Here is a 24,988-nt window from a genome sequence, read left to right as displayed (position 1 = left end):
TTCTAACATAAAAATTGACACATGTAAACAGAAGATTTAAAAAAATGATATATTTTTGGGTTGGAAATTGGCGGTTTTCTGTAAAAAAAAGAAATTCATAAGCGATATGGTTTGGTCAACAATAATACCGGACAGGTTTTTCGTAAAACAGGTTGCCGAAAGCGTTCTTTGCAGCATATTTTAAAAATCTGTCCGCGCAGTACAGATGGGAATCATGGAGGAGAAAAAATGCTGAACAATCCGCTTCAAAATAAGAACCAGAAAACAGGCTACTGTGGTGCAAACCACTGCATCCGCTGCACCGTCGTATCGTGCAGAAACCACTGTCAGGACCAGGACTATTGTGCGCTTGAGGCCATTCAGGTGGGAACACATGAGAGCCATCCGAGTGTCAAGCCATGTACCGACTGTATGTCTTTCGAAGCAAAATAAGAAAAGAGGGGCCGTCCTGCCGGATGGCCCCTCTTTTCTTATTTTGCGGAGTGTATCTTACACATTGTTTGGAAAGGCGTATTTGTATCCGAAGCGGCCTTTGTACCGCTGTGGGCAGTGGATTCATCCAGTCTGGCCGGATATCCTGGCTGTATGAGTGATATGCCGCTGTGACGCGGCGGCTTTTATGCTGTTGGCTAGGAAGCCTTCGCATAATGAGGCTATACCGCAGCGGCATTGCGGTGTTTGCCAAGTGACACTTGGCAATGTGGTCGTTACTTCTTTGCCGGCCAAAAAAGTAACCAAGAAAGGCCGTTCAAGGGGGCCATGCAGTGTGCCGCTTATGGCCAGATGGCCCCCTTGAAAATCCCCTCTGATATCCCTTCATCCGCTTCGGCCGTCTGCGGACGGCAATTGTTTTGGGCAGGGCGGCTGAATGGCTGGCAGCGGATGCTTACGTTCCCGAAGTCTATCTTTACTGGTACCCCAATTTCCGTAACTGCTGCGTAAAACATTCCTCCACGAAGAACGCCGTAGGCGATTGCTCCACCGCAGGTGGTGCCCGCAGCGCTAAGCTTTGTTTTCTGGTTGGAGATGGTGGAGCAGTGCTTTTCCGGATATATATTGCTCCAATGGCATTCTGATTCTTTGGCGGGTACATACATAACATGTAATTCTGCAGAGCTTAACGGCTCCTCTGTCTGTATATCGTTTTACTGCATAGTTCAAATAAATATTAGCCGATGCTTTTTACTATTTATAATGAAAGTGTTTATCCTTTAATACTTGCTGTCTGGAACAATTCTTTCTCCATGCCTGTTTATGAACGCAGCACTCGTTTATCTGCTTGTGTCAATTATATGGCGTCGCTGCCGAGGCAGATCGTCTTGTCCTTTGCTTCTTCGATGTCATTATACGGCACTTATCTGGGGCTTTAACAGGAATCAAACATTTCCTTATGAACCAATTAGGTATATTTTTAAAAATCCTGCTGTTTGCATTGACAGTACTCTGCGCCTATGCTACAATATGTTGTGTTCTATACATATTATGATACAAGATAAAGGAGTTGTTCCGCTTGCAAATATCGAAAAACGCAGAAACCGTCCTGAAGCGGCGGTACCTGGCCAAGGATGAAAACCTGAACTATCTGGAGGATGTGGAAGGACTGTTTAAAAGGGTCGCGCACGCCATAGCGGCAGCTGACGCTTCATTTGATAAAGACGCGGATGTAAAAAAGACCGAAGAGACCTTCTTTAAGATGATGACCGAGCTGGACTTCCTGCCGAACTCCCCGACGCTGATGAACGCGGGCCGTCCGCTGGGACAGCTCTCCGCCTGCTTTGTTCTGCCGGTCGGGGACAGCATGGAGGAGATTTTTGAGGCCATCAAACAGGCCGCGCTGATCCACAAGTCCGGCGGCGGCACAGGCTTTTCATTCTCGCGGCTGCGTCCCAAGGGCAGCACGGTGCGGACGACCGGCGGCGTTGCCAGCGGCCCGATCAGCTTTATGCGGGTGTTCAACATGGCAACCGAGGCAGTGAAGCAGGGCGGCACCCGGCGCGGCGCGAACATGGGTATCCTCAGAGTCGACCACCCGGATATCCTCGCGTTCATCGACTGCAAGAAGGACAACGCCGAGATCACCAACTTCAACATCTCAATCGGTGTGACTGAAGCATTTATGCAGGCGGTGCTCAGCGGCCAGATGTATGATCTTCGCAATCCCAAAACCGGCGAGGTGGAGGGAAGGCTGAACGCCAAGGAGGTGTTCGACAAGATTGTGGACGGCGCATGGCGCAACGGCGAGCCGGGCATCATCTTTTTGGACCGGCTGAACCGTGACAACCCGGTTCCGACGCTCGGCGAGATCGAGAGCACAAATCCCTGCGGCGAACAGCCGCTGCTTCCATATGAATCCTGCAACCTCGGTTCCATCAACCTCTCGAGGATGCTCAAGGAGACTGACGGCGGCTATGAAATCGATTACGACAAGCTTGGAACAACGGTGGAGAACGCCGTGCATTTTCTTGACAACGTCATCGAGGTCAACAGATATCCGCTTCCCATCATTGATGAGACGACCAAGAAGGCGCGCAAGATTGGCCTTGGCGTCATGGGCTACGCCGATATGCTGCTGATGCTGGGCATTGGCTACAACAGCGAAGAGGCGGTGCAGCTTGCCGAGGAGGTCATGCGGTTTATCTCTGAGAAGGGCCATGAAGCAAGCTGCAAACTCGCAGAAACGCGCGGCGCGTTCCCGGTGTTTGAGGAAAGTATCTATATGGATGGCGCGCCCGTACGCAACGCCACGGTCACCACCATTGCGCCGACAGGCACGCTTTCGATCATCGCGTCCTGTTCCTCCGGCGTGGAGCCGATCTTTGCGTATGCTTACATCCGCAACGTCATGGACGGCACCGAGCTGCTCGAAGTGAATCCAATTTTAAAGGCCGAGCTGCAAAAGCGTGGGCTTTACAGCGACGAGCTGATGAAGAAGATCATCGAGCAGGGCAGTCTGCAGCACATCGATGAGCTGCCGGACGACATCAAGCGGGTTTTCGTCTCGTCCCACGACATCAGCCCGGTCTATCACACCAAAACACAGGCCGCGTTCCAGAAGTACACCGACAACGCCGTTTCCAAAACGGTCAACTTCTGCAACGACGCGACGGCCGAGGAGGTCCGCGAGGTCTATCTGCTGGCCTATGAGCTTGGCTGCAAGGGTGTGACGATCTACCGCGACGGAAGCCGGGATTCCCAGGTGCTGAACATCGGCAAGGTGAACGACGGCAAGGAAACGCCGAAGGAGGATAAACCTGAGCTTCCAATGAACCTGCAGCCGCGCAGGCGCCCGGAAATCACGATGGGCATCACTGAAAAGATGAAAATCGGCTGCGGAAACCTGTATGTCACGGTCAATTATGACGAGCTGGGAATCTGCGAGGTGTTCACCAACACCGGCAAGGCGGGCGGCTGCCCGTCACAGTCCGAAGCGACGGCCAGACTCATCTCCATCGCCATGCGTTCCGGAATCAGCGAGGATGCGATCATCGAGCAGCTGCGCGGCATCCGCTGCCCGTCCACGACGCGGCAGAAGGGCGTGTCCTGTACCTCCTGCCCCGACGCGATTGCCCGGGTCATTAAGAAGGTCAAGGATATGCGCGGCATGAAGCCCGAGGATATCTCCAAGCAGATCGCGTCTGTTCCGGAGCCGGCTTCACGACCCGAGTCCGATGGGTTCCGGTACTGTCCGGAGTGCGGTGAAAAGCTCGAACACGAGGGCGGCTGTGTGACCTGCCGCAACTGCGGTTATTCGAAATGCTCCTGAATGTCTGAATGAAACGCTGTTACCATGTGGGGTCCATGCACAGCCTTCATTTTCATCCAGATAGTTTCCTTTTATATAAGGATAGGGACAAAGCGATTCTAATAGAGGAAAGCGGTTTTTATTGACGTGTTTCTTCTATATAAATGGCGTAAAATCCCGGTATGTTTTCAGCAAACATGCCGGGACTTTTTTTATCGGTAAAACGCCGTCTGCAGGGGCTTTGCGGTTTATATCCATCGGGTGCCACCTGATCTGGAAGAATATGCATATCCGCCGATGGATGTTTTCTTTTCAGAATATTTATTTTTGTTTGTAGAAGATGCCAAGTAGTTTGGAAAGAGCTCTGGAATTTCATAGTCAAAATCACTAAGATTCAAAAACATGGCTGTTTTGTGCGGTTTGCACATATTGTTAAGGGAGAAGTTGGGGTTAAATGTAATTAGTGAACAATGAACTGCTCTGATACAGCTGTGATCGCCCATTTTCGCCCCTTTTTTTGGGAGTTTTTTTATTTGACAACGGGTTGTCCGATGAATATAATAGCTAAGAACTTGGCAAAATATACAACAAGAAGGATTTGTATATTGTTTCCGGCGGCATATGCGGCCGGACCAAAAAACCAAAAAGAGGAGATAGGTATGAATCACTTATTTGAAACACTCAGCGCTTCTTTAAAGTTTTTAAAGAGCCGGGCCTTCGCAATCGGGGCACTGTGTGTGGTTCTGGCCTTCACGGTCGCTGTTGTCAGCGATAAGACCAAAACCGTTTATATCCACGATGGCGAACAAGTAAGTCTTGCATTTACAACCGAAACCGATCCGAGTGAAATCCTGAAGGAGCAGGGAATCCGGACCGTTGCGCATGACAACATCACCTTTACAGGCTTTGACGGCAATTCCGGCGAGATCAAAATCGACCGCGCGTTTCCGGTCAGCGTGACCGCTGATGGAAATACGCAGCTCGTGTACATGACCGACGGCCAGGTAAAGGATGCGCTGAAACAGGCGGGTGTCACCGTCGCACAGGATGATCAGATCAACCTCTCGCTTTCCGCTCCTGTTGAGCGGAACACCACCATCGTCATCAAACGAGTACAATATGAAACGATAGAAGAACGCGAAGCGATTGCCTATGAAACCGAGACGAGGACCAATTCCCTCCAGCCATCCTGGCAGAGGACCGTTGTGACGGCCGGACAGGAAGGGGAGCGAACAAAGGTCTACTCCAAGAAGATTGTGGACGGTATGGTGCAGAGCACCGAGCTTGTCAGCGACAGCGTGACAAAGGAACCGGTCAATCAGGTGGAAGAGGTCGGCACGATGTCGGTCGTTTCCGATCTCGGCACGGTTGAGCTGGATGCAAACGGTGTCCCGGTCAGCTACAAAAGCGTCATGAAGAATGCGGTCGCAACCGCATACAGCGCGAGAGCGGGCGCGGGCACCGCAAGTGGGCGTCCGGCCATTGTCGGCCATGTCGCCGTCAACCCGAATGTCATCCCTTACGGAAGCAAGCTGTATATCCGCACGCCGGACGGCAGTTATGTTTACGGATATGCCGTTGCGGCGGATACCGGTGTTGCGCTGAATCAGGGCATCATCGATGTGGATCTGTTCTTCTCCACCTATGAGGAGAGCTGCCAATTCGGCAAGAAGGCGGTTGACATTTATATTCTGGAGTAATGGTAGATAATGCAAGGCTTTGCGGGGATTCATCGATCGATGAATCCCCGCTTTATTTTTGTCAAATATCATGTATTTAGTCTTGGGGTTTCTTTGTATGCTTGGCTGGAGGGATTGTTGTACCGCTGTGGCGCAGCGGCTTTTCTTTGATTGCCAAGGCACCTTGGCAATCTGGTCGTTACTTCGCTGTGGCGCAGCAGCTTGCTTATGTTTACCAAGTGACACTTGGCTGTGTGGTCGTTACTTCTTTGCGCGGCCAAAGAAGTAACCAAGAAAGGCCGTTCAAGGGGGCCATGCAGAGTGCCGCTTAGGGCCAGATGGCCCCCTTGAAAATCCCCTCTGATATCCCGCTATCCTCTTCGGCCGCCTGCGGGCGGCGTATTGCTTTTGGCAGGGTGGTTGGGCATAGCCAGCAGCGGACGCTTCCCCGGTTATTGGTTTCTCTCATGGTACCCCAATACCTTAGCTGGTTCGTGAACTGACATCGATTCTTGCAGGTTTCATTGGTCATAGATATATCACAATCCTTCGATTAAGTATCTTACAGAGAATCTACAGGGATTTAACTCTCTTAGACAGGCACGTCGGGCAACCACCCTGCTTATTTAGAGTACAAAACGAAACCTTTACCATACAGCATAGAGCAGATCAATTATTCCAATGGATTCGGAATACGGGGCGAACGGAATATATAGATATAACCGCCAGAATAACGGACGTTCGAACCCAGCGAACGCTGTGCGTTCTTGCCCTAAATATGATGCGGACGGGCAGAGGGGGAATCCAAAGGGGGAATGACGTCCATTCTCATTGTACCGAAGCGGCATTCCCCCTTTGGTGGCCTTTCTTGGTTCTTCTTTGGCCACGCAAAGAAGAACATCCACTTGCCAAGTGGTACTTGGTAAACACAGCCAGACCGCTGTGTTTACAGCACAGCAGGAACTCTTTCATGCCCCAATAATCAAAGCAGTCCTTTGTGCTCAAGCTCTGCCAGCATATGCAGCTTTGCATTGTCGCGAACACGCTCATCGATGTTTATCCGGATGCATTGACTGCACATCCCCATGCTGTCCATAGAGATACTCCCCAGCATACAGCATTTTTCCTTTTCATAAATACAGAGATCATTATCACATTTGATATGCATGTTATCACCCTTTTTCCTGTTAATAGTTTTATATACACCGTACTTAAAATAATATAGAATTAAAATATTTATTGCCTCTATCAGTAATTATAGGTCAATTACACCATAATATCAATAGGTCAAATGCACCATAATTACTTTGGGTGATAAAATGAGCAGATTAAAGGAAATGCGATTAAAAAGGAACTACACGCAGATCAAAGTGCAGATGATGACCGGAATTGACCAAAGCGATTATTCAAAGCTGGAAAACGGGCGCCGTTATATGACCTTCGAGCAGTGCCGTAAACTGGCCTTGGCCTTAGGAACGAGTATGGATTATTTGGCTGGGCTAACTGATGACGACAGACCATATAAACGGTCAAAAGATGTAACTTGAAACGTAGATGATGAACTGAAAAAGCGAGAAGTAGATGGCTTCTCGCTTTTTGGTATAAGTTGATAAGAATGAAAAAATTCACAGTGCCCAGCTTTCATTTATTCAAATAACTGACTGTGAAGACCGGACAAAGAAAGATGAACCCTTAAAGATACGTACCAGCCGGGGTGTTGGGGTACTATGAAAGCAATCTGTAACCGGAGAAGCGTCCGCTGCTAGCTATGCCCAACCACTCAGCCCAAAGCAAAACGCCGCCCGCAGGCGGCCGAAGCGGAAAGCGGGATATCAGAGGGGATTTTCAAGGGGGCCATCTGGCCCTAAGTGGCACAGTGCATGGCCCCCTTGAACGGCCTTTCTTGGTTACTTCTTTGGCCGCGCAAAGAAGTAACGACCACACAGCCAAGTGTCACTTGGTAAACATAAGAAAGCCGCTGTACTACAGCGGTACAACACTATGCTTCAACAAACACCCTGTCAGGCTGTTCTGGAAAACAGCTATAGCTATTCCCCGTTTTTTAACAGTCCAAAAAAGAAGGCCGGAACACATCGGCGTTCCGGCCTTCTTTTTACTATTCGTCGGCGGATAAAACCTTGAGGATTTCACCGACATACATGCGGTGATAATCCTTCGCCGCATAGTTCTTGTCAATCGACGGATCAAGGAAATGTTTCGGGTCCAGATCCGAAAAGTACATCTTCCTGCAGACCAGCGCAAGCCGCGACTGCTCCAGATACGGCGTATCCTCCGATGTGCCGACCGTGAAGCCGCATTCGGCAATCTTATCGACATCGCGGCCGCTCTTGGAGCCGCACAGGCTCAATTGCTTCCGGTAATCCTCCGTCATGAAGTTCAGCGAGAAGGTATCGGAATTCTCCAGATATTCAAAGGTCAGCCGCTGCGGACGGATGAAGATAAACGCGACATCCTTGTGCCAGAGCGTGCCGACGCCGCCCCAGCTCGCGGTCATCGTGTTGACCTTGCCGCCGCATTTCGTCGTGATGAGCGTCCAGTCCTTGCTGATGAGTTTAAACGGATTATCCTGGATTTCCAGTGTGGTCAATTCCTGATGCATATCATACACCGCCTTTTCTCCGCGCAGTCGTTCTGCCGTCCGGTTCCCTGCGCGGCGGGGCGCCCGGCGGGAAGGCGAAAGCTTTCTGACAGCCGCCCTCTTTCATCTCTATTATACCATCCGCGTCAATCACGCGGTTAGCGCTCACAGCCATTGTATGACCGCTTCCTATACAATAGAACCGGCGGATTCTCCGGCATCTGAAACGCTGACAGCCACGGCGGAGCCTGCGGCCGGGATTCGGCGGCGGAAAACGAATGGCGCTTATAATCATTCATCCAATGTAACATAAAAATACACCGCAGCCGATGGAAGCGTCGGGAATGGCCGTCATCTGGTCGTGGATAAACAAATGAAAAAGAAGGAACTGCGGCGGTAAAATCGACAAATCCAGCCGACTGTACAGGATGGATTCTGGTCAAAATGGGAAAACAGCATAAATATTCAGAAAAGACTTGCATTTTAACGCGAAACGTGTATAATTATAACTGTTCCGGGATGAGAACATCCCGATCAAATAGAAACTGTATTTTTAAAATAACAAACCACGATACATAGAAAGCAGGGATTTTTTATGAGCGATATCAAAAAAGTAATTCTGGCGTATTCCGGCGGACTGGACACCTCGATCATCATTCCATGGCTCAAGGACAACTACGGCTGTGAAGTCGTCGCGGTCGCGGCGGATGTCGGACAGGGCGCGGAGCTTTCCGGCCTTGAAGAGAAGGCCATCAAGACCGGCGCGTCCAAGCTGTACATTGAGGACCTGCGCAAGGAATTCGTCGAGGAGTATGTGTTCCCGACCCTCAAGGCGCAGGCGGTCTACGAGAACAAATACCTGCTGGGCACCTCCTTTGCGCGCCCGATCATCGGAAAACGGCTGGTCGAGATCGCGAAGAAAGAGGGCGCGGACGCCATCGTACACGGCTGTACCGGCAAGGGCAACGACCAGGTGCGGTTCGAGCTGGCCATCAAGGCGTATGCGCCGAGCATGAAGATCATCGCGCCGTGGCGGATCTGGGATCTCAAGAGCCGCGACGAGGAGATCGACTACGCGATCGAAAAGAATGTGCCGATCGCGCTGACCCGTGAAACCAACTATTCGAAGGACAAAAACCTCTGGCATCTGTCACATGAGGGACTCGACCTTGAGGACCCGATGAACGAGCCGGATTATGATAAGATTCTGGAAATGGGCGTCTCCCCGGAGAAAGCCCCGGACGAACCCACCTACATCACCCTGTCGTTTGAAAAGGGCATCCCGATCGCGCTGAACGGCGAGAAGATGGACGGCGTCACGCTGATTGAGAAGCTCAACGAGCTGGGCGGCAAGAACGGCATCGGCATTGCGGACCTTGTCGAGAACCGGCTGGTCGGCATGAAGAGCCGCGGCGTCTATGAGACCCCGGGCGGCACCATCCTGTACCATGCGCACGATGTGCTTGAAAGCATCTGCCTGGACAAGGCGACCGCGCACTTCAAACAGCATGTTGCGGTCAAGTTCGGCGAAATCGTCTACGACGGCCAGTGGTACACCCCGCTCAGAGAAGCGCTCAGCGCGTTTGTCGATTCCACGCAGGAGACCGTCACCGGCGACGTGAAGATGAAGCTCTACAAGGGCAATATCATCAATGCGGGCGTCTGCAGCCCATATTCGCTGTACAGCGAAGAGATCGCGACCTTCGGCGAGGACGATGTTTACGACCAGACCGATTCCGCCGGCTTCATCAACCTGTTCGGCCTGCCGATCAAGGTCAAGGCGCTGATGGATGAAAAAAGAGCCGAGAAGGAAAATAAATAACATTCAGTAGAAATGATGTGCTGAAATACGAATAGTAAGGGCCAAACCGGCCCTTACTATCAATTCTTTTTATGGAAGACTGTGCCGGGGAGAAGAAAACGCCGTTACAAATGGCTGTGATACCTCCGAACAGCGGAGAGGAAGCATCTGATGGATGAAAGCATGAATGTCATGATCAGTTTTTGGGTGACCGGCGACGAGTTTGATTTCGACACGGTGACACAGGCGGTTGGCGTGGAACCGACGCAGACCTGCAGCAAAGAGGAATGCAGAAACCCGATGTTTGCGTGTACCCGGTGGAATTATGAGACCGGATATATCCAGACCGACACCGTCTCGGATGAATTTGAAAAGATGGTCGACCTGCTTTGGGACCATGCGTCCGATATCGAGCAGACGCTGCGGGACCATGCACTGGAATGCGGATTCAGCATTGTCATCCAGGCCGAAGAGGGTCAAAGCCCGGCGATTGAGTTCAGCCGGAGATGCATCCAGTTCGCGGCAATGATCGACGCGGAGATCAGCGTGGACATCTATTAAGACGGCCGCCGCAGTCCTTTTTGGATTGCGGACAGTCCTTGGATTGCACGGGCCATCCCGGACGGATTCGAGAAGATGGCCGCCTTGCTTTGGGCACATGCATCCGGCATGAAGCAAATGACGCAACATGATGCGCTGGAATGCCGAAAGTCCCTTTTGCGGGGATGCAGGCGGTCCCTGTTTATCGGGCGGTGATGATCCGGTTCCCTGTACAGCCATGATTCGATAAGGCACCTTGCCAATCTGCAGGACGCCGCCGGACGGCGAAAGGATGCCTGCACATTGTCAAGAGGTACTTTCCCGCCCTTTCGAAGGGTGAAAAATCAGTAAAGGAGCAGACCTATGGATAAACTGTGGGCCGGCCGGTTTCAGAAGGAAACCGACAAGGATGTAAACGACTTCAATTCCTCGATCTCCTTTGACAAGAGGATGTATCGGCACGATATTCTGGGCAGCATCGCCCATGCCACGATGCTCGGGGAAACCGGCATCATAGAGAAGAGCGAATCCGAATCGATTGTAAGGGGACTTGAAGGGATCCTTGCGGATATCGAAGCCGGAACGCTCGCCTTCGATGAAACGGCGGAGGATATCCACATGTTCATCGAAACCCAGCTGACCGAAAGGCTGGGCGCGGCAGGCAAGCGGCTGCACACCGCGCGCAGCCGGAACGACCAGGTGGCGCTGGACATCCGGTTCTATCTGAAGGATGAGGTCGACGAGATCAAAAAGCTTCTGACCGCGCTCATCCGTGTCGTGGTGGAGCAGGCGAAGAAGAACACCGACGCGGTCATGCCCGGCTACACGCATCTGCAGCGGGCACAGCCGATCACCTTTGCGCATCACCTGCTGTGCTATGCGCAGATGTTCTTACGTGACCTTGACCGGCTGCAGGATGCATACCGGCGCATGGACGCCATGCCGCTTGGAAGCGGCGCGCTGGCCTCGACGACCTATGGGATCGACCGGCAGCGGGTCTGCGACCTGCTGGGCTTTGCGAAGATCACCGAAAACAGCCTGGACGGCGTGTCCGACCGCGATTTCTGCATCGAGCTTGGCAGCGCGATTGCCACCATCATGATGCATCTGTCCCGTTTCAGCGAGGAGATCATCCTGTGGTGTTCCTGGGAATTCAAGTTTGTGGAGCTGGATGACGCGTTCGCGACCGGTTCGAGCATCATGCCGCAGAAGAAGAACCCGGACGTGGCCGAACTCGTGCGCGGCAAGACCGGCCGGGTATACGGCGACCTGATGACCCTGCTGTGCATGATGAAGGGCCTGCCGCTGGCCTACAACAAGGATATGCAGGAGGACAAGGAAGCCATCTTTGACGCGGTCGACACCGTAAAGCTGTGCATCATCACCTTCACCGGCATGATCGATACGATGACGGTTTTAAAGGACAACATGCGCCGCGCGGCGGCAAAGGGCTTCATCAACGCGACCGACTGCGCGGACTATCTGGTCAAGAAGGGCCTGCCGTTCCGCGACGCCTATAAATGCACCGGCGTACTGGTAGCAGAGTGCATCCGGCAGAACAAGACGCTGGAAACCTTGGAGATCGAATATTATAAAGATATCTGCGAGCTGTTTGAGCGGGATGTCTACGACGCGATTTCACTGGAACGCTGCGTGGGTGGCCGCAGGATTCCGGGCGGACCGGCCGTGGAATCGGTGCTCAGACAGATCGAAGAGATAGAAGGGGTGTTGCCGCATGAAGATTAAGGTTGGCGTCATCGGCGCGACCGGCTATGCCGGCGTCGAACTGATCCGGATCCTGCTGTCCCATCCAAACGCCGAAATTGCGGCGGTCAGCTCGGTCAGCTTTCAGGATCAGCAGATGAATGAAGTTTATCCCGTCTTCAACGGGATTTTTGAAAAAAAGCTGGTGGATGAGGACACCGCCATCGAAGCCTGCGACGTGCTGTTCGCCTGTGTCCCGCATGGGCTCAGCGAAGTATTGGCTGAAAAATGCTCAGGGAAGGGCAAAAAGCTCATTGATCTCGGCGCGGACTTCCGTTTAAAGAGTGAGGAAGCCTACAGGGAGTGGTACGGGCTCAGCTACAAGTTCCCGCAGCTGCATGAAGGCGCGGTCTATGGCCTGCCGGAGTTGTTCCGCGATCAGATCGCGGGCTGTGAGATCATCGCGAATCCGGGCTGCTATCCGACCTCGATCGCGCTGGGCCTTTACGGCGCGGTGAAAAACGAGCTGATCGACCTCTCCACACTGGTCATCGATTCGAAGTCCGGCACGACCGGCGCGGGACGCTCGCTCACGCAGACCACCCACTATCCGGACTGCAACGAGTCGTTTGCGCCGTACAAGACGGCCTGCCACCGCCACACGCCGGAGATCGAGCAGACGCTGTCGATTCTCAGCGGCAGGGATGTCAAGGTCACCTTTGTGCCGCATCTGCTGCCGATCAACCGCGGCATCATCTCGACGATGTACGCACGTCTGACAAAGGATATTTCCCTGGAAAGCATCCACGCGATGTATGTGAATTTATATCAGGATGAACAGTTTGTGCGGGTGTTGAAGCTGGGCGACACGGCGAACCTGAAAAACGTGCGGTGCTCGAACTTCTGCGACATCTCGCTGCATCTGGACAGCCGCACGGGCCGCCTGATCGTGGTCAGCGCCATCGACAACATGGTCAAAGGCGCGGCAGGCCAGGCCGTACAGAACATGAACATCCTGTTTGGCATGCCGGAAGAAACCGGTCTCAGACTGGTACCGCCAAGCTTTTAAGCGATGGGGCGTATGCCGGCAATCTTGTAGGTTTGCCGCTGTTTGTCCTATCGGTATGCCGCCGTCCCGTGCTGGCGAAGGTTTGATGATGTTCCACCTGTAGAAATCTCCGGCTTATTGAGACCGGAGCTTGGTTTACGCAGCGGCCTTAAGTATTGGGATACCACAGAAGCGGCTTGTAACCGGAGAAGCGTCCGCTGCTAGCTATGCCCAACCACTCAGCCCAAAACAGAATGCCGCCCACACCACCGCGGTGGAGCAATCGCCTACGGCGTTCCCCGTCTGAGTAATCATTTACACAGCGGCTTCGGGAATCAGGGTACCAGTTAAGATAGCATTAGGGAACGTAAGCATCCGCTACTAGCCATTCAGCCGCCCTGACCAAAACCAAACGCCGCCCGCAGGCGGCCGAAACGGAAAGCGGGATATCTGAGGGGATTTTTAAGGGGGCCACCACCTGCGGTGGGGCGCTCGGCTATGCCGCTTTTTGGGCTGCGTTGTTGCGGTGAATTGGTCATAGGCTTCTTTTTTATCTCAGTGCCGCGTAGCGCGTGCACCAGCGCAGCTGGCCCCTTAAATGGCCTTTTCTGGTACCTCTTTTGGCCACGCAAAAGAGGTACTGCCACCAAGCAAGGTTTTGCTTGAAAACAAATGTAGAACGCTGCGCCGCAGCGTCCAGTATATTTGTTTGTCAAGCAGCATCCGGCTGCACGGCGGTTGCTTTCTTATACGACTCGAAGCGTTAAAACTTACAAACCAATCAAGAAATCTAATGGATTTAGAATCCATGCAAAAGTCCATCTATGGGAACTCCTGAAATCATTTTAGGAGTTCCCATAGATGGACAATCGAACGAAAGAACTGGAGGTGCCTGCATGGCAGCCACATTGATAGAGGGCGGCGTGACCGCAGCCGTGGGCTTCAAAGCTTCCGGCATCCACTGCGGCATCCGCAAAAACAAAATGAAGAAGGACCTGGCGCTGATCGTCAGCGAAACGCTTTGCGATACGGCGAGCGTCTATACGCAGAACAAGGTCAAGGGTTCGCCAATTCTGGTGACGAAGGAGCATTCCCAAAACGGCAAAGCGCAGGCGATAATTGTGAATTCCGGCAACGCCAACACCTGCAACGCCGACGGCGTGGAGAAGGCCAACCGGATGTGCAGGGCCATCGCGCCGGTGCTGGGAATCGATGAGACCGATGTGCTCGTCGCATCCACCGGCGTCATCGGACAGCCGCTCCCGATTGAACCGATTGAAGCGCATGCCGAAGAGCTGGCCGCGGCGCTGTCCGAAACCGGTTCAGCCGAAGCGAACGAAGCGATCCTGACGACCGATACGAAGCTCAAGGAAGCCGCCGCGGAATTTCTGCTGGACGGCAGAACCTGCCATATCGGCGGCATCGCAAAGGGATCGGGTATGATCCATCCGAATATGGCGACGATGCTCGGCTTCATCACCTCGGATGTGAACATCGATTATACGCTGCTGCAGAAGGCGCTGTCCGACTGCATCACGGACACCTTCAACATGGTCAGTGTGGACGGCGACACCTCCACCAACGACATGGTGACGGTGCTTGCCAACGGCATGGCCGGAAACGAACGCATCGTGACCGAAGACGCCGGTTATGCGGCGTTCCGGGAAGCGTTGATGCTGGTCTGCATGAAGCTTTCCCGCATGATCGCCAAGGACGGCGAGGGCGCATCCAAGCTTCTGGAATGCGTCGTGACCGGCATCGATACGACGGTGGCGAGGAAGATCGCGAAGTCGGTCATCACCTCGAGCCTGACCAAGTGCGCATTCTACGGAGCGGATGCGAACTGGGGCCGTATCCTGTGTGCAATCGGCTACTGCGACGAGGACTTCGACATCTCGAAAACTGAGGTTTCACTCGAGTCGGCAAAGGGCAGCATCCTGGTCTGCGAGAACGGTGCGGGCGTGGCGTTCAGCGAAGAGAAGGCCAAGGAAATCCTGCTGGAGGATGAAATCATCATCCGGATCGATATGCATGACGGCGAAGGTACGGCAACGGCATACGGCTGCGATTTGACCCACGAATATGTGACCATCAACGGCGACTACAGGACGTAACAACAGATAGAGATACAATAGAAGATAGAGACGGGGGCTTAAGTTATGGATATCTCCAATACCGAGCAGGAACAGGCAAAGGTGCTGATACAGGCGCTGCCATACATGCAGAAATACTATGACAAAATCGTTGTGGTCAAATATGGCGGCAATGCCATGATCAACGACGAACTCAAGCAGGCGGTTATGAGCGACATCGTGCTGCTGTCCCTCATCGGCATCAAGGTGGTGCTGGTGCACGGCGGCGGGCCGGAAATCACCGATATGCTGAACCGGGTCGGCAAGGAGACGAAATTCGTGGGCGGACTCCGTTACACCGACAAGGAGACGGCCGAAATCGTGCAGATGGTGCTGGCAGGCAAGGTCAACAAAGAGCTGGTGACGCTGCTCAACCGGAACAAAGGCAGCGCCATCGGGCTGTGCGGACTGGACGGCAATATGATCAAGGTCCAAAAGATGCAGTCCAGCATCGATCTCGGCTATGTCGGCGAGATTGAGAAGATCGATGTGACGATCATCCACGACTGCATCGATAAAGGATACATCCCGGTCATCGCGACGGTCGGATGCGACGAGAACGGCGACGTCTACAACATCAACGCCGATACGGCGGCTTCGCGCATCGCATCGGAGCTGGGCGCGGAAAACATCATCCTGATGACCGATATCAAGGGCGTGCTGCTGGACAAGAACGACCCGCAGACCTTTGTGCCGACCGTGAACATCAGCGAGGTGCCTTATTTGATCAAGCAGGGCATCATCTCGGACGGCATGATCCCAAAGGTGGAATGCTGCGTCGAAGCCATCCGCCGCGGCGTCAACCGCGCGGTCATGATCGACGGACGCACACCGCATTCCATCCTGATCGAAATCTTCTCGAACGAGGGCATCGGTACGATGTTTGTATAGGATATTCACATCTGTGGTGCAGGCTGAGTCGTTTTTAGCAGGCACAGCCAAAATTCATTGTGCAAGATGATGTCATATGCCCGTTAATCGGAGCCTGTGGCGTACAGATAAAAAACAGGAAACGGGGAATACTGCCCGTTTCAAAACGCGGTTTCTTTTTACTTCCTTTTTCTTTTTCCAAAGAAAAAGGAAGAGGAGGTGGACAGATCTATGAAACATGAAGAACTTAAAAAGCTGGACCAGACCTATGTCATGAATACCTATGCGCGCAGTGATGTCAGCATCGACTGCGGCCGGAACGCGATCTGCTGGGATCTGGACGGCAAAGCATATATCGATTTTGGCAGCGGCATCGGCGTCAATTCGCTCGGCTTCTGCGACAAAGAGTGGACCGCCGCGGTGACTGCCCAGCTTGGAAAGCTTGCGCACACATCCAATCTGTATATGACCGAGCCGCAGGCAAAGCTGGCTGAACAGCTCTGCGGCCGCACCGGCATGAAGCGGGTCTTCTATGCGAATTCGGGCGCGGAGGCAAACGAAGGCGCCATCAAGCTCGCGCGCAAGTACAGCGAGCAGAAGTATGGAAGGCAGCGCACCGGCATCGTGACGCTCAAGCAGTCCTTTCACGGACGCACCGTGACGACGCTGGCCGCCACCGGACAGGATTTCTTTCATCAGTACTTCTATCCGTTTACCGAAGGGTTCCGCTATGCGCCGGCAAATGATTTTGCGGGACTTAAGGCGGCTGTGGATGAGACAACCTGCGCGGTCATGATGGAGCTGATCCAGGGCGAGGGCGGCGTGATTCCGCTGGAGAAGGAATTTGTCGACCAGGCCGCGGCGTTCTGCCAGGAAAACGACCTGCTTTTGATCATCGACGAGGTACAGACCGGCATCGGCCGCACCGGCAAGCTGCTTTGCTGTGAGCATTACGGCCTGAAACCAGACATCGTGACGCTGGCAAAGGGACTGGGCGGCGGACTGCCGATCGGTGCGGTGCTGACGGGGGAAAAGAGCGACGTCTTCACCTTCACGGATCACGCGACCACCTTCGGCGGGAACCCGGTCGTCTGCAGCGGCGCGCTGGCGGTGCTGGAAAGGATCGACGAAGCGTTCCTGAAGGAGGTTCTGCGCAAGGGCGAGAAGATCCGGTCGCTGGTCATGCGGATGAAGCATGTGGAAGGCGTGGACGGCAAGGGCATGATGATGGGCATCCGGCTGGACGACAGTGTGAAAGCCGGAGAGATCGCGAAGAAGTGCCTGGAAAACGGACTGATTGTGCTGACGGCAAAGACCAAGCTGCGGTTTTTACCGCCGCTGACCATCACGGATGAAGAAATCGAGAACGGTCTTACCATATTACAACAGGTATTGGAACAATGCTGACTAATGGAGGGAAGTAGCGATGAAACATCTTTTAAAGATGCTGGATCTGTCCAAGCAGGACATTATGGAGATCCTGAACCTCGGCGACCAGCTCAAATATGAACAGAAACACGGCATCCGCCACCGGCACCTGTACGGCAAGACGCTTGCCATGATCTTTCAGAAGGCGTCCACCCGCACCCGCGTCTCGTTTGAGACCGGCATGTACCAGCTCGGCGGCCATGCGCTGTTCCTGAGCGCATCCGAATTGCAGATCGGACGCGGCGAGCCGGTGCAGGATACCGCCCGCGTGCTGTCGAGGTACTGCGACGGCATCATGATCCGCACCTTTGCCCAGAAGGAGGTCGAGGATCTGGCCGAATACGGCAGTATCCCGATCATCAATGGGCTGACCGACTTCGCGCATCCCTGCCAGGTGCTGGCCGATCTGATGACCATCCGCGAGCACAAGGGAAACCTGAGCGGGCTCAAGATGTGCTACATCGGCGACGGCAACAACATGGCCAATTCCCTGATTGTCGGCGGCCTCAAGGTGGATATGACCGTTTGTGCGGCGACGCCGAAGGACTATCAGCCGGATGCGCAGGTGCTGGATTTTGCGGAGAAGTGCGGCGGCCTGTTCCGCCTGACCGACGACTGCATGGAGGCGGCGAAGGACGCGGACGTCATCATCACCGACGTCTGGGCGTCGATGGGCCAGGAGGGCGAGCGCGAGAAGCGCGCGAAGGCGTTCCAGGGCTTCCAGGTCAATAAACAGCTGCTGAGCGTCGCAAACAAGGAGTGCATGGTGCTGCACTGCCTGCCGGCGCATCGTGAAGAGGAAATCACCGCCGAAGTGTTCGAAGCGCACGCGGATGAGATCTTCGATGAGGCCGAAAACCGCCTGCATGCGCAGAAGGCTGTACTGGTCAAGCTGCTCGGCGGCGCACAATAATAAAACGAACATCATAAGGCTCCGGTTCCATAAGGATGTTTAAGGCGTCATCGTTTATTCAAACGATGACGCCTTGCTTCGCCAAATGCTTATCATTTTCAAATTATAGAAGAAGCTTTCTATTTGTTAACTTGTCTTTTATCTGTTCTTCCCACAAGATAATCTAACGAAACATGAAAGACGTCTGCAATTTTTAGCAGAACATCCAATTTGGGTTCTCGTGTCATTAACTCATAATTTTGATATGTCTTTTCGGTAATATCGCAATATATCGCAACTTCACGCTGCGTGTATCCTTTTTCTTTTCTGCATTGTTTTAGACGTTTTGCCAAAACATCTCTCATATTCTATCACCTACAATTGTTCTTGACATAACAAGTATAGGGAGTTAGAATAAAGAATATACCAACAATTGTTGGTGTGTAATATTGAGAGGTGAAGAATGTGGCAGAATTTTGCTTAAAATGCTGGAACGAATTGAACGGAACAAACGATCCACCACAAAAATTCATTATTTCTAAGGATTTGGATTTATGTGAAGGGTGCGGTAAATGGACTCATGTTATTTTGATGGAATGAAAATATGCTTATCTGCATAAATTTAGATTTATTGTATTTCCCTTTAAAATTCTTTATGCAATTCTATTTGTATTATGCAGAATTCTTATTCTGCCCTATTTAATTTATAAGCATAAAAAAATAAAAACGATTATGACAAATAACGATCTTTTGGATTCAGACGTTTCTCAGGGCGTTTTACCGGTTTCAAAGGCAAATTTTCAACTCCGGGTGTCTCTGGCATATCCGTTTACCCGTCGATTTTTTACAAAGTCGAGCGTGTAATCGTAGCTGCCTTTGTTCGCTCCACGAAAAAAATTTCTTGTCAGCGTAATGTCAATTACTGTATGATATTAAAAACAGAAAGAAAAACAGACGGAATTTTCCGTCTGTTTTTCTTTCACCTTATGCCAGGTTTGCCTTCTGCTCCTCAACATCCTTACCAAGAGGGCGCTTTTTGTGCCATTCCGGAGCCAATGCCGCCGCGTTCTGTCAGATTTCATGCGTACTGATCGCTGCACACCCGCGTCCGGATTCGGGTACAGGAAAAAACATCGGATAGTTTGAAGAAAAATCAGAGAAGATGAAACATTATGGGGTTGTGATGTGTCCAATAAGATGAAGGGAGGCGATGATCATCGAACAAGAACTTCAAATTGGCGCGGCAGAGATGGAAAGGCTGATGGACGCCTATGGGGATATCCTGCTGAGGGTCTGCTATCTGTACCTGAAGGATTTGCAGCTGGCCGAGGATGCGCTGCAGGAAACCTTTCTGCGCGCTTACCGCGGATACGGTCATTTTAAAAGGGAAAGCAGCGAAAAGACCTGGCTGACCAGCATCGCCTGCAATGTGTGCAAGAATATGCTGCGCGGCTCCATGAAGAAGCAGCGGGAGGAGCTTCCCTTGGAGGAAGCCGTTCTTCCTGGGCAGGAGGAGCCGTCCGGCGACGACACCCTGCTGCGGGCCATCATGTCACTGTCTCCGAAACATCGGGAGGTCGTCCTGCTGTACTACTATCAGGGCTTCTGCGTCAGGGAGATTGCAGATATCCTGGATGCCCCGGTGTCCACCATCTCTGTCCGCATGAAACGCGCGCGAAAAGCGCTGAGAGAAAGACTGGGAGGTTGGTACTATGGAGAATAATGAGATGAAGCGGCAGCTTGACCATGCACTCAAAACGGTTGCCGTTCATGACGATCTGAAAAGACAGATTCTAAAGGCCTGTGAGCAGGATGAAAAGCCCTGCGTACCCATCAGGGAACGCAGGCGCAGGGCGTACCGGCCAATTCTGATCGCGGCGGCGGTGCTGCTGAGCATCGCGGTTCCGATTACCGCGCTGGGCGCAACGATACCCGCGGTCAATGATATCATCGCGGTCTTCAGTGAGAAGTTTGCCCATTTCCTGATGCCGGTCCGCCAGCAGTCGAAGGTGGGGGACTTTACCATGACGGTGCTGGATTCCTGTTTCTCAAGCGATGCGGCATTTGTAACCTACAGTATCCAGAAGGACGGAGGGTTCCGATCTGAAGAAGAGATGCGCAGTTACTTGGGTGGGATTTCTTTCAACTTATATTCGGATCAATCGGGACGCAATGTAAGTGGAAGAGGCACAGCCATAGAGCTGATGACGATGGACTGGGAGGCGGGAACGGCGGTGTTCCTGTGCTATGCGCTCGACATGGCGCACCCGGATGACCTGCCTGCATCTCCGATCGGCTCAAGCTTTACCCTGAAGGCCAGCAGGGAATCCCAGACAAGCACACCGGACCAAGCTCAGACGGATCAAACAGAGCCTATACAGCCGGAGCCGTTCTGCGAGGTTTCCTTCCAGTATGACCCAAAATCAGAAGTGCTGGAGAAAGAGCTTGATTTGACGACAAAGTGTGGTGTGGTGACACGCGTCGCGGTCATGCCCGCATTCGTCATAGTCAGAGTGAAGGAGGGAAACATCCCTGTGCAAGGGGAAATCACCGTACAGCTGTCAGACGGCCGTTCCATCCCGTGTAAACTGGACAGCGGAGCAGGCTATGTAGGATTGTACACGTATGAGGACAGCCGAAGCATCGACATCCAGGGGTTGGAGACCATCAATCCCCAAGATGTAGTCTCAGTAAATGTGTTTGGAACCACTGTTGAGTTTCCATAATCTTTGCGGTCGCTGTCCCTGCGGACAACACACCATAAGCCCGCCAATCCTCTGAACTGCCTTGTGCAGACGCAGAGTCAAAACCCCCTAGATACAAAGACAAGCGAACCACCGTTTCTCCTTAAAGAGACGGCAGTTCGCTTGTCTTTTATACTGTGAACAGCTAAAGGCTCAGGAGCCGTTCGGCATTTTTATAAAGGATGCAGTCCAACTGTTCGGGGGTGAGTCCGGTTTCCCGCATGCGCTGGAGTTCCTCGGCCTGATTGTCCCAGGGGCTGTCGGTGCCGAACAGGATCATCTTGGCGTTGTGATTGTTGACAATCCGTTCAAACTGTTCGACAGGGTAGAAGCACAGGCCCATCGAGGTGTCAAAGTAGACATTTCGGCCGACCAGATATTTTTCGACCTCATGCCACATCGACTGGCCGCCCAGATGTGCCGCGATGATCACGCCGCCCTGCATGGTGTCCAGCACGGTGCGCAGCCGTTTCGGCACACAGTGGTACGGCGGGTTGTATCCGACGTCCAGGCCGGCGTGGAACATGAGCATCAGACCGGCCGACAGGATTTCATAGTAGATCGGATACATGCGCTCGTCGTCGACAAAGAAATCCTGATAATCCGGATGCAGCTTGACGCCTTTGAAGCCCTGCTCGGCGATGAACCGGATGTGCTCCTTATAATCCTCATTGTCCGGATGCAGCGTGCCGAAGAAGATCGTTTTGTCGTCCTGCTCCCTTGCGGCCCACTCGTTGATCGTTCGGGTTTGTCCCGGCTTGGTGGCGATCGGCAGCACGACGCTTTTGTCGATGCCGGCCTCCTCCATAGATGCTAACAGCCGGGGCTTGGTGCCGTCGAGCACCGCTTTGATGCTGCCCTTCTCTTCGATGGTCGGGATCGCGCGTTTTGCAATGTTGTCGGCAAAGATGTGTGTGTGAAAATCGATTACCATGGCAGTGCTATCGACTCCTTTTACATAGAGGCGGGGGCTGTCCTCCGCCGTGTGATGTTTTTCCGTCCGCAGTAAAACGGATGTTCCGCTGATTTATAAAACAGAACCTGGCATCAGGCCGCCGGGGGGCCGCCGGCATCTTCCAGAAGATCGACCTCCGGCGGTGCGATCAGGTCGCGCCGGTTGGAGCTCATGAACAGCATGCCGACCACGATCGGCAGGTAGAAGGTCAGAAGCCGCCAGACCAGGATGCCGAAGTTGATCACGTTGGACGGGAAGAAGATGCTGAAGAACAGGAAGAAGCTTCCCTCCGCCGCGCCGACCGCGCCGGGCAGCGGCATAAACGAGGAGATCATCAGCACAAAGGCCTGCGCGCTGATCAGGCTGAACATATCGGCGCTCGGATCATGCAGGCCGAAGCTGCGGTACACCACATAGGCGACCGAGAAGAACACGGTCAGCTGGACCAGAGACAGCAGCGCCGAAAAGACCAGCGTCTTGACGTTCCTGCCCATAAACTTCATACCGTCGTGGAATTCCTCGATGTCCTTGAAGATGTGCTTGATCGTTTTATCGGGGTTCTTGAGGATGTGGATTTTGCCAAGGAACCGCACAATCCCGCGCGACGCCTTTTTGAGCGTCTTTTCAAAGAACGCGATGGAGATCAGAAACAGGATGACGGCAAGATTGACGATAAAGCCGATCAGCGTCAAAAACTTGAAGCCTGAAATTTCGCTGTTAAACGAATTGAATTTAAAGATCAGCACCACCGCCGAAAACAGCGTCAGCACCGACTGATAGACGATAAATTTGGACAGCAGCGCTGTGATGGCGCCGCCGAGGTTCATACCGTACTTGGTCAGGTAGTATGCCTGGATTGGCTGGCCGCCGCTTGCAAACGGCGTGACGCAGTTGAACAGCTGGCCGATCATCGAGACGCGCAGCGTCTCCCCGAATTTGACCTTGCGGTCCAGCTTGCCGATAAACATGTGCAGGATGCCGGCTTCCAGTGCCCAGTAGATCACCATGCACAGCAGTCCCAGAAGGATCCAGAGCGGCTGAATCATCCCCGCGACCTTGAGCAGGTTGTCGAGTCCGTCCACGCAGATCATATAGACCAGCAGCGCGATGAGCGCCAGCCCGCAGACGACAAAATTGAGAATATTACTTTTTTTCTTCAAAGCGGGCGTATCCTTTCTTCGATTTCAATTTAATCTTCGGCGTGACCTTCTTGCCGTGTTTCTTCATTGAGTGGCTGCGGCACTTCTTTTCCTTCGGATGCTTGGGCAGCATGTCGCACTTTTCCACATAGTCGTAAACCTTGGCGTAAAAGTCGTCCCACATCTTGGATACGTTTTCCTCTGAATAGAAGAGATGACCGTTGTAGGCCATCTGGCAGGCCTTTTCGTAGAATTCCGGATCATCCCGCAGCCTGGAGAGCAGCGCGGCGAACGCGTCGTTGTCCTCTCCCTTCAGATAGAAGTCGAACAGGATATCCGGGTAGATGTCCAGATCCCGCAGCAGGATCGGTGTGCGGCAGTTCATCGCCTCGAGCACCGTCATCGGGAACAGCTCCTCAAACGACGGCAGGAACATCACATCGGACATGTTGTACAGGTCGTTCATGTAGTCGCGGTCCACAATGCCCAGAAACTTGAGGTTCGCGGGCGGGTTGTCATAGATGGCCTGGATTTCCTTATAGCCCTCGCTCATCTTGCCGAACGAAAAACCGCCGGCCCAGATGAACTGCACATCCGGCATACGCTTTGCAATCTCGACAAAATCGAAGACGCCCTTGCGGGTCTGCAGCTGTCCGGCGCACATGACGACGAATTTGTCCTCCGGGATACCGTACTGCATCCGGATCAGCCTTTTCTGTTCGTGTTCGAGCGGGAAGAACGCCTCATCCGACACAAAATTCGGAATGTAGGTGACCTTCTCGCGCGGAATACCGTACTTTTCCAGGATGCCGATGAAATAGGGATTCACCGTGACGAGGAAATCCATCTGCTTGTAGAATTCAATCATGTAGCCGTAGAAGGCCTTGCGGAAGAGTTTGGGCAGCTTGAGGCTGCGCTCGACCGTTTCCGGCGTGAAGTGGACATAGCCGACCGTCGCGCCCGAAAAGCTCACAAACGGGATGGACAGGAAGTATTCCAGATTCAATGTATGGTAATGGGTGATGTTTGCAAACATCATTTTGTCTTCATAGATCGAGTATTTATCCTGAAGCTTGTTTTTAACCAGTCCTACCTGCTCCTCGTAAGCGGACAGCACGCCGTGGCCTTTTGTCATATCCGCCTTGGAGAGCATATTGATACTGACACGCATGTATTACGCCTCCATCAACTTTCAATATTTTGTTCGGGTTCGCCGTCTGTTTCGGAAGCATCGGTATCCGGATGCGGAAATCGGGACCACCGCTGTGCGCACCTAGGAACCACCCATGCGCAGCGGACAGCCCGGGGTATCCCGCCTGTAGAGGGCGGATTCCGCATCTTGATACTACACCAAGCTATATTATAGATCATTGTCTGCGGCGAAACTAGGATTATTTATTAATTTTTACAGGCGGATAATTTAACATCCGAAATAATATTGGGAATAAGAGGATAAAATGGATATAAAATAAGAAAATCCTGTCAATCATGAGATTGAACAGGATTTTGATGTTCCGCAAAAATATGAAAATATTCGATAAAATAAGAAAATTATCTTGACAATAAAACAAAAACATTGTATAATAGTACAATGTATCAAAATGGGTCTTTGTGACCTTTGTTTATATTATTATAGCACACGAATCCGACAATATCAATAGCAAAATACAAAAAAATATAAAAAGCGCATCCAGGTTCTATGTATATTGCCCGCA

General features: G+C 52.6%; 21 protein-coding genes. 14 read left to right on the top strand and 7 right to left on the bottom strand.

Annotation, left to right across the window (positions count from 1 at the left end; all coding sequences use genetic code 11):
• Positions 1-228 precede the first annotated feature (228 nt).
• Both BN348_RS11170 and BN348_RS11160 read left to right on the top strand, forming a co-directional pair.
• Complete coding sequence (locus tag BN348_RS11170; RefSeq protein WP_040198088.1) at positions 229-432, top strand: DUF1540 domain-containing protein; 204 nt, start codon at positions 229-231, stop codon at positions 430-432.
• 1,078 nt (positions 433-1,510) lie between these two features.
• Entirely contained in the window at positions 1,511-3,763 is a 2,253-nt protein-coding gene (locus BN348_RS11160; RefSeq protein WP_040198086.1) for a vitamin B12-dependent ribonucleotide reductase, read from the top strand.
• Between the two features lie 118 nt (positions 3,764-3,881).
• Here the strand turns inward: BN348_RS11160 and BN348_RS14140 are convergent, their stop codons facing one another.
• Positions 3,882-4,118, bottom strand: coding sequence for a hypothetical protein (locus tag BN348_RS14140; RefSeq protein WP_156136504.1), 237 nt, complete (start codon positions 4,116-4,118; stop codon positions 3,882-3,884).
• A 283-nt stretch (positions 4,119-4,401) separates the two neighbouring features.
• On the opposite strand from BN348_RS14140, the gene BN348_RS11155 reads away from it, so the two are divergent.
• The gene (locus tag BN348_RS11155; protein WP_197068343.1) at positions 4,402-5,442 is read left to right on the top strand and encodes a G5 domain-containing protein; all 1,041 of its coding nucleotides are present in this window, start codon (positions 4,402-4,404) and stop codon (positions 5,440-5,442) included.
• A 961-nt stretch (positions 5,443-6,403) separates the two neighbouring features.
• Here the strand turns inward: BN348_RS11155 and BN348_RS14330 are convergent.
• A complete protein-coding gene (locus BN348_RS14330; protein ID WP_278247749.1) occupies positions 6,404-6,535 on the bottom strand; it encodes a hypothetical protein in 132 nt (43 codons plus the stop codon).
• Positions 6,536-6,740: 205 nt separating this feature from the next.
• Between BN348_RS14330 and BN348_RS11145 the strand changes: the two genes are divergently transcribed.
• On the top strand, positions 6,741-6,968 hold the full coding sequence (locus BN348_RS11145; RefSeq protein WP_040198146.1) for a helix-turn-helix domain-containing protein: 228 nt from the start codon (positions 6,741-6,743) through the stop codon (positions 6,966-6,968).
• Positions 6,969-7,537: 569 nt separating this feature from the next.
• Here BN348_RS11145 and BN348_RS11140 read toward each other — a convergent pair.
• Positions 7,538-8,041, bottom strand: a complete 504-nt coding sequence (locus tag BN348_RS11140; protein WP_040198082.1) for a flavin reductase family protein — start codon at positions 8,039-8,041, stop codon at positions 7,538-7,540.
• A 574-nt stretch (positions 8,042-8,615) separates the two neighbouring features.
• Between BN348_RS11140 and BN348_RS11135 the strand changes: the two genes are divergently transcribed.
• The 8 genes from BN348_RS11135 to argF all read left to right on the top strand — a co-directional run bounded on the left by BN348_RS11135 (position 8,616) and on the right by argF (position 18,456).
• Complete coding sequence (locus BN348_RS11135) at positions 8,616-9,842, top strand: argininosuccinate synthase (RefSeq protein WP_040198081.1); 1,227 nt, start codon at positions 8,616-8,618, stop codon at positions 9,840-9,842.
• Between the two features lie 150 nt (positions 9,843-9,992).
• Positions 9,993-10,382, top strand: a complete 390-nt coding sequence (locus BN348_RS11130; RefSeq protein WP_040198080.1) for a DUF4279 domain-containing protein — start codon at positions 9,993-9,995, stop codon at positions 10,380-10,382.
• A gap of 342 nt (positions 10,383-10,724) precedes the next feature.
• On the top strand, positions 10,725-12,107 hold the full coding sequence (gene argH, locus BN348_RS11125; RefSeq protein ID WP_040198079.1) for an argininosuccinate lyase: 1,383 nt from the start codon (positions 10,725-10,727) through the stop codon (positions 12,105-12,107).
• A complete protein-coding gene (gene argC / locus BN348_RS11120; RefSeq protein ID WP_040198078.1) occupies positions 12,097-13,134 on the top strand; it encodes an N-acetyl-gamma-glutamyl-phosphate reductase in 1,038 nt (345 codons plus the stop codon). The genes argH and argC overlap by 11 nt, the downstream gene beginning before the upstream one ends.
• An 875-nt stretch (positions 13,135-14,009) precedes the next feature.
• Positions 14,010-15,227 carry a bifunctional glutamate N-acetyltransferase/amino-acid acetyltransferase ArgJ gene (argJ, locus tag BN348_RS11115; RefSeq protein ID WP_040198077.1) on the top strand — a complete coding sequence of 406 codons (1,218 nt, stop codon included), beginning with the start codon at positions 14,010-14,012 and terminating at the stop codon, positions 15,225-15,227.
• A gap of 45 nt (positions 15,228-15,272) precedes the next feature.
• On the top strand, positions 15,273-16,136 hold the full coding sequence (argB, locus tag BN348_RS11110; RefSeq protein WP_040198076.1) for an acetylglutamate kinase: 864 nt from the start codon (positions 15,273-15,275) through the stop codon (positions 16,134-16,136).
• A 210-nt stretch (positions 16,137-16,346) separates the two neighbouring features.
• Positions 16,347-17,522, top strand: a complete 1,176-nt coding sequence (locus tag BN348_RS11105) for an aspartate aminotransferase family protein (protein WP_040198075.1) — start codon at positions 16,347-16,349, stop codon at positions 17,520-17,522.
• Positions 17,523-17,541: 19 nt separating this feature from the next.
• Positions 17,542-18,456, top strand: a complete 915-nt coding sequence (argF, locus tag BN348_RS11100) for an ornithine carbamoyltransferase (protein ID WP_040198074.1) — start codon at positions 17,542-17,544, stop codon at positions 18,454-18,456.
• Between the two features lie 119 nt (positions 18,457-18,575).
• On the opposite strand, the gene BN348_RS13670 is transcribed toward argF, so the two are convergent.
• Positions 18,576-18,800 carry a helix-turn-helix domain-containing protein gene (locus BN348_RS13670; protein ID WP_040198073.1) on the bottom strand — a complete coding sequence of 75 codons (225 nt, stop codon included), beginning with the start codon at positions 18,798-18,800 and terminating at the stop codon, positions 18,576-18,578.
• 845 nt (positions 18,801-19,645) lie between these two features.
• Here BN348_RS13670 and BN348_RS11090 point away from each other — a divergent pair.
• Both BN348_RS11090 and BN348_RS11085 read left to right on the top strand, forming a co-directional pair.
• Positions 19,646-20,158: an RNA polymerase sigma factor gene (locus BN348_RS11090; RefSeq protein ID WP_040198072.1), complete on the top strand. Its 513-nt coding sequence runs from the start codon at positions 19,646-19,648 to the stop codon at positions 20,156-20,158.
• Positions 20,148-21,161: a hypothetical protein gene (locus BN348_RS11085; RefSeq protein ID WP_040198071.1), complete on the top strand. Its 1,014-nt coding sequence runs from the start codon at positions 20,148-20,150 to the stop codon at positions 21,159-21,161. The genes BN348_RS11090 and BN348_RS11085 overlap by 11 nt, the downstream gene beginning before the upstream one ends.
• A 163-nt stretch (positions 21,162-21,324) precedes the next feature.
• Here BN348_RS11085 and BN348_RS11080 read toward each other — a convergent pair whose 3' ends face one another.
• The 3 genes from BN348_RS11080 to BN348_RS11070 all read right to left on the bottom strand — a co-directional run bounded on the left by BN348_RS11080 (position 21,325) and on the right by BN348_RS11070 (position 24,444).
• Complete coding sequence (locus BN348_RS11080; protein ID WP_040198070.1) at positions 21,325-22,113, bottom strand: amidohydrolase family protein; 789 nt, start codon at positions 22,111-22,113, stop codon at positions 21,325-21,327.
• 113 nt (positions 22,114-22,226) lie between these two features.
• On the bottom strand, positions 22,227-23,294 hold the full coding sequence (locus BN348_RS11075; protein ID WP_052446898.1) for a lysylphosphatidylglycerol synthase transmembrane domain-containing protein: 1,068 nt from the start codon (positions 23,292-23,294) through the stop codon (positions 22,227-22,229).
• Complete coding sequence (locus BN348_RS11070; RefSeq protein ID WP_082020946.1) at positions 23,278-24,444, bottom strand: glycosyltransferase family 4 protein; 1,167 nt, start codon at positions 24,442-24,444, stop codon at positions 23,278-23,280. The genes BN348_RS11075 and BN348_RS11070 overlap by 17 nt, the downstream gene beginning before the upstream one ends.
• Positions 24,445-24,988 lie beyond the last annotated feature (544 nt).

The sequence above is a fragment of the Candidatus Soleaferrea massiliensis AP7 genome, from assembly GCF_000820765.1.
GTDB lineage: Bacteria > Bacillota > Clostridia > Oscillospirales > Ruminococcaceae > Soleaferrea > Soleaferrea massiliensis.
This window is presented reverse-complemented; position numbering and strand designations above follow the sequence as displayed.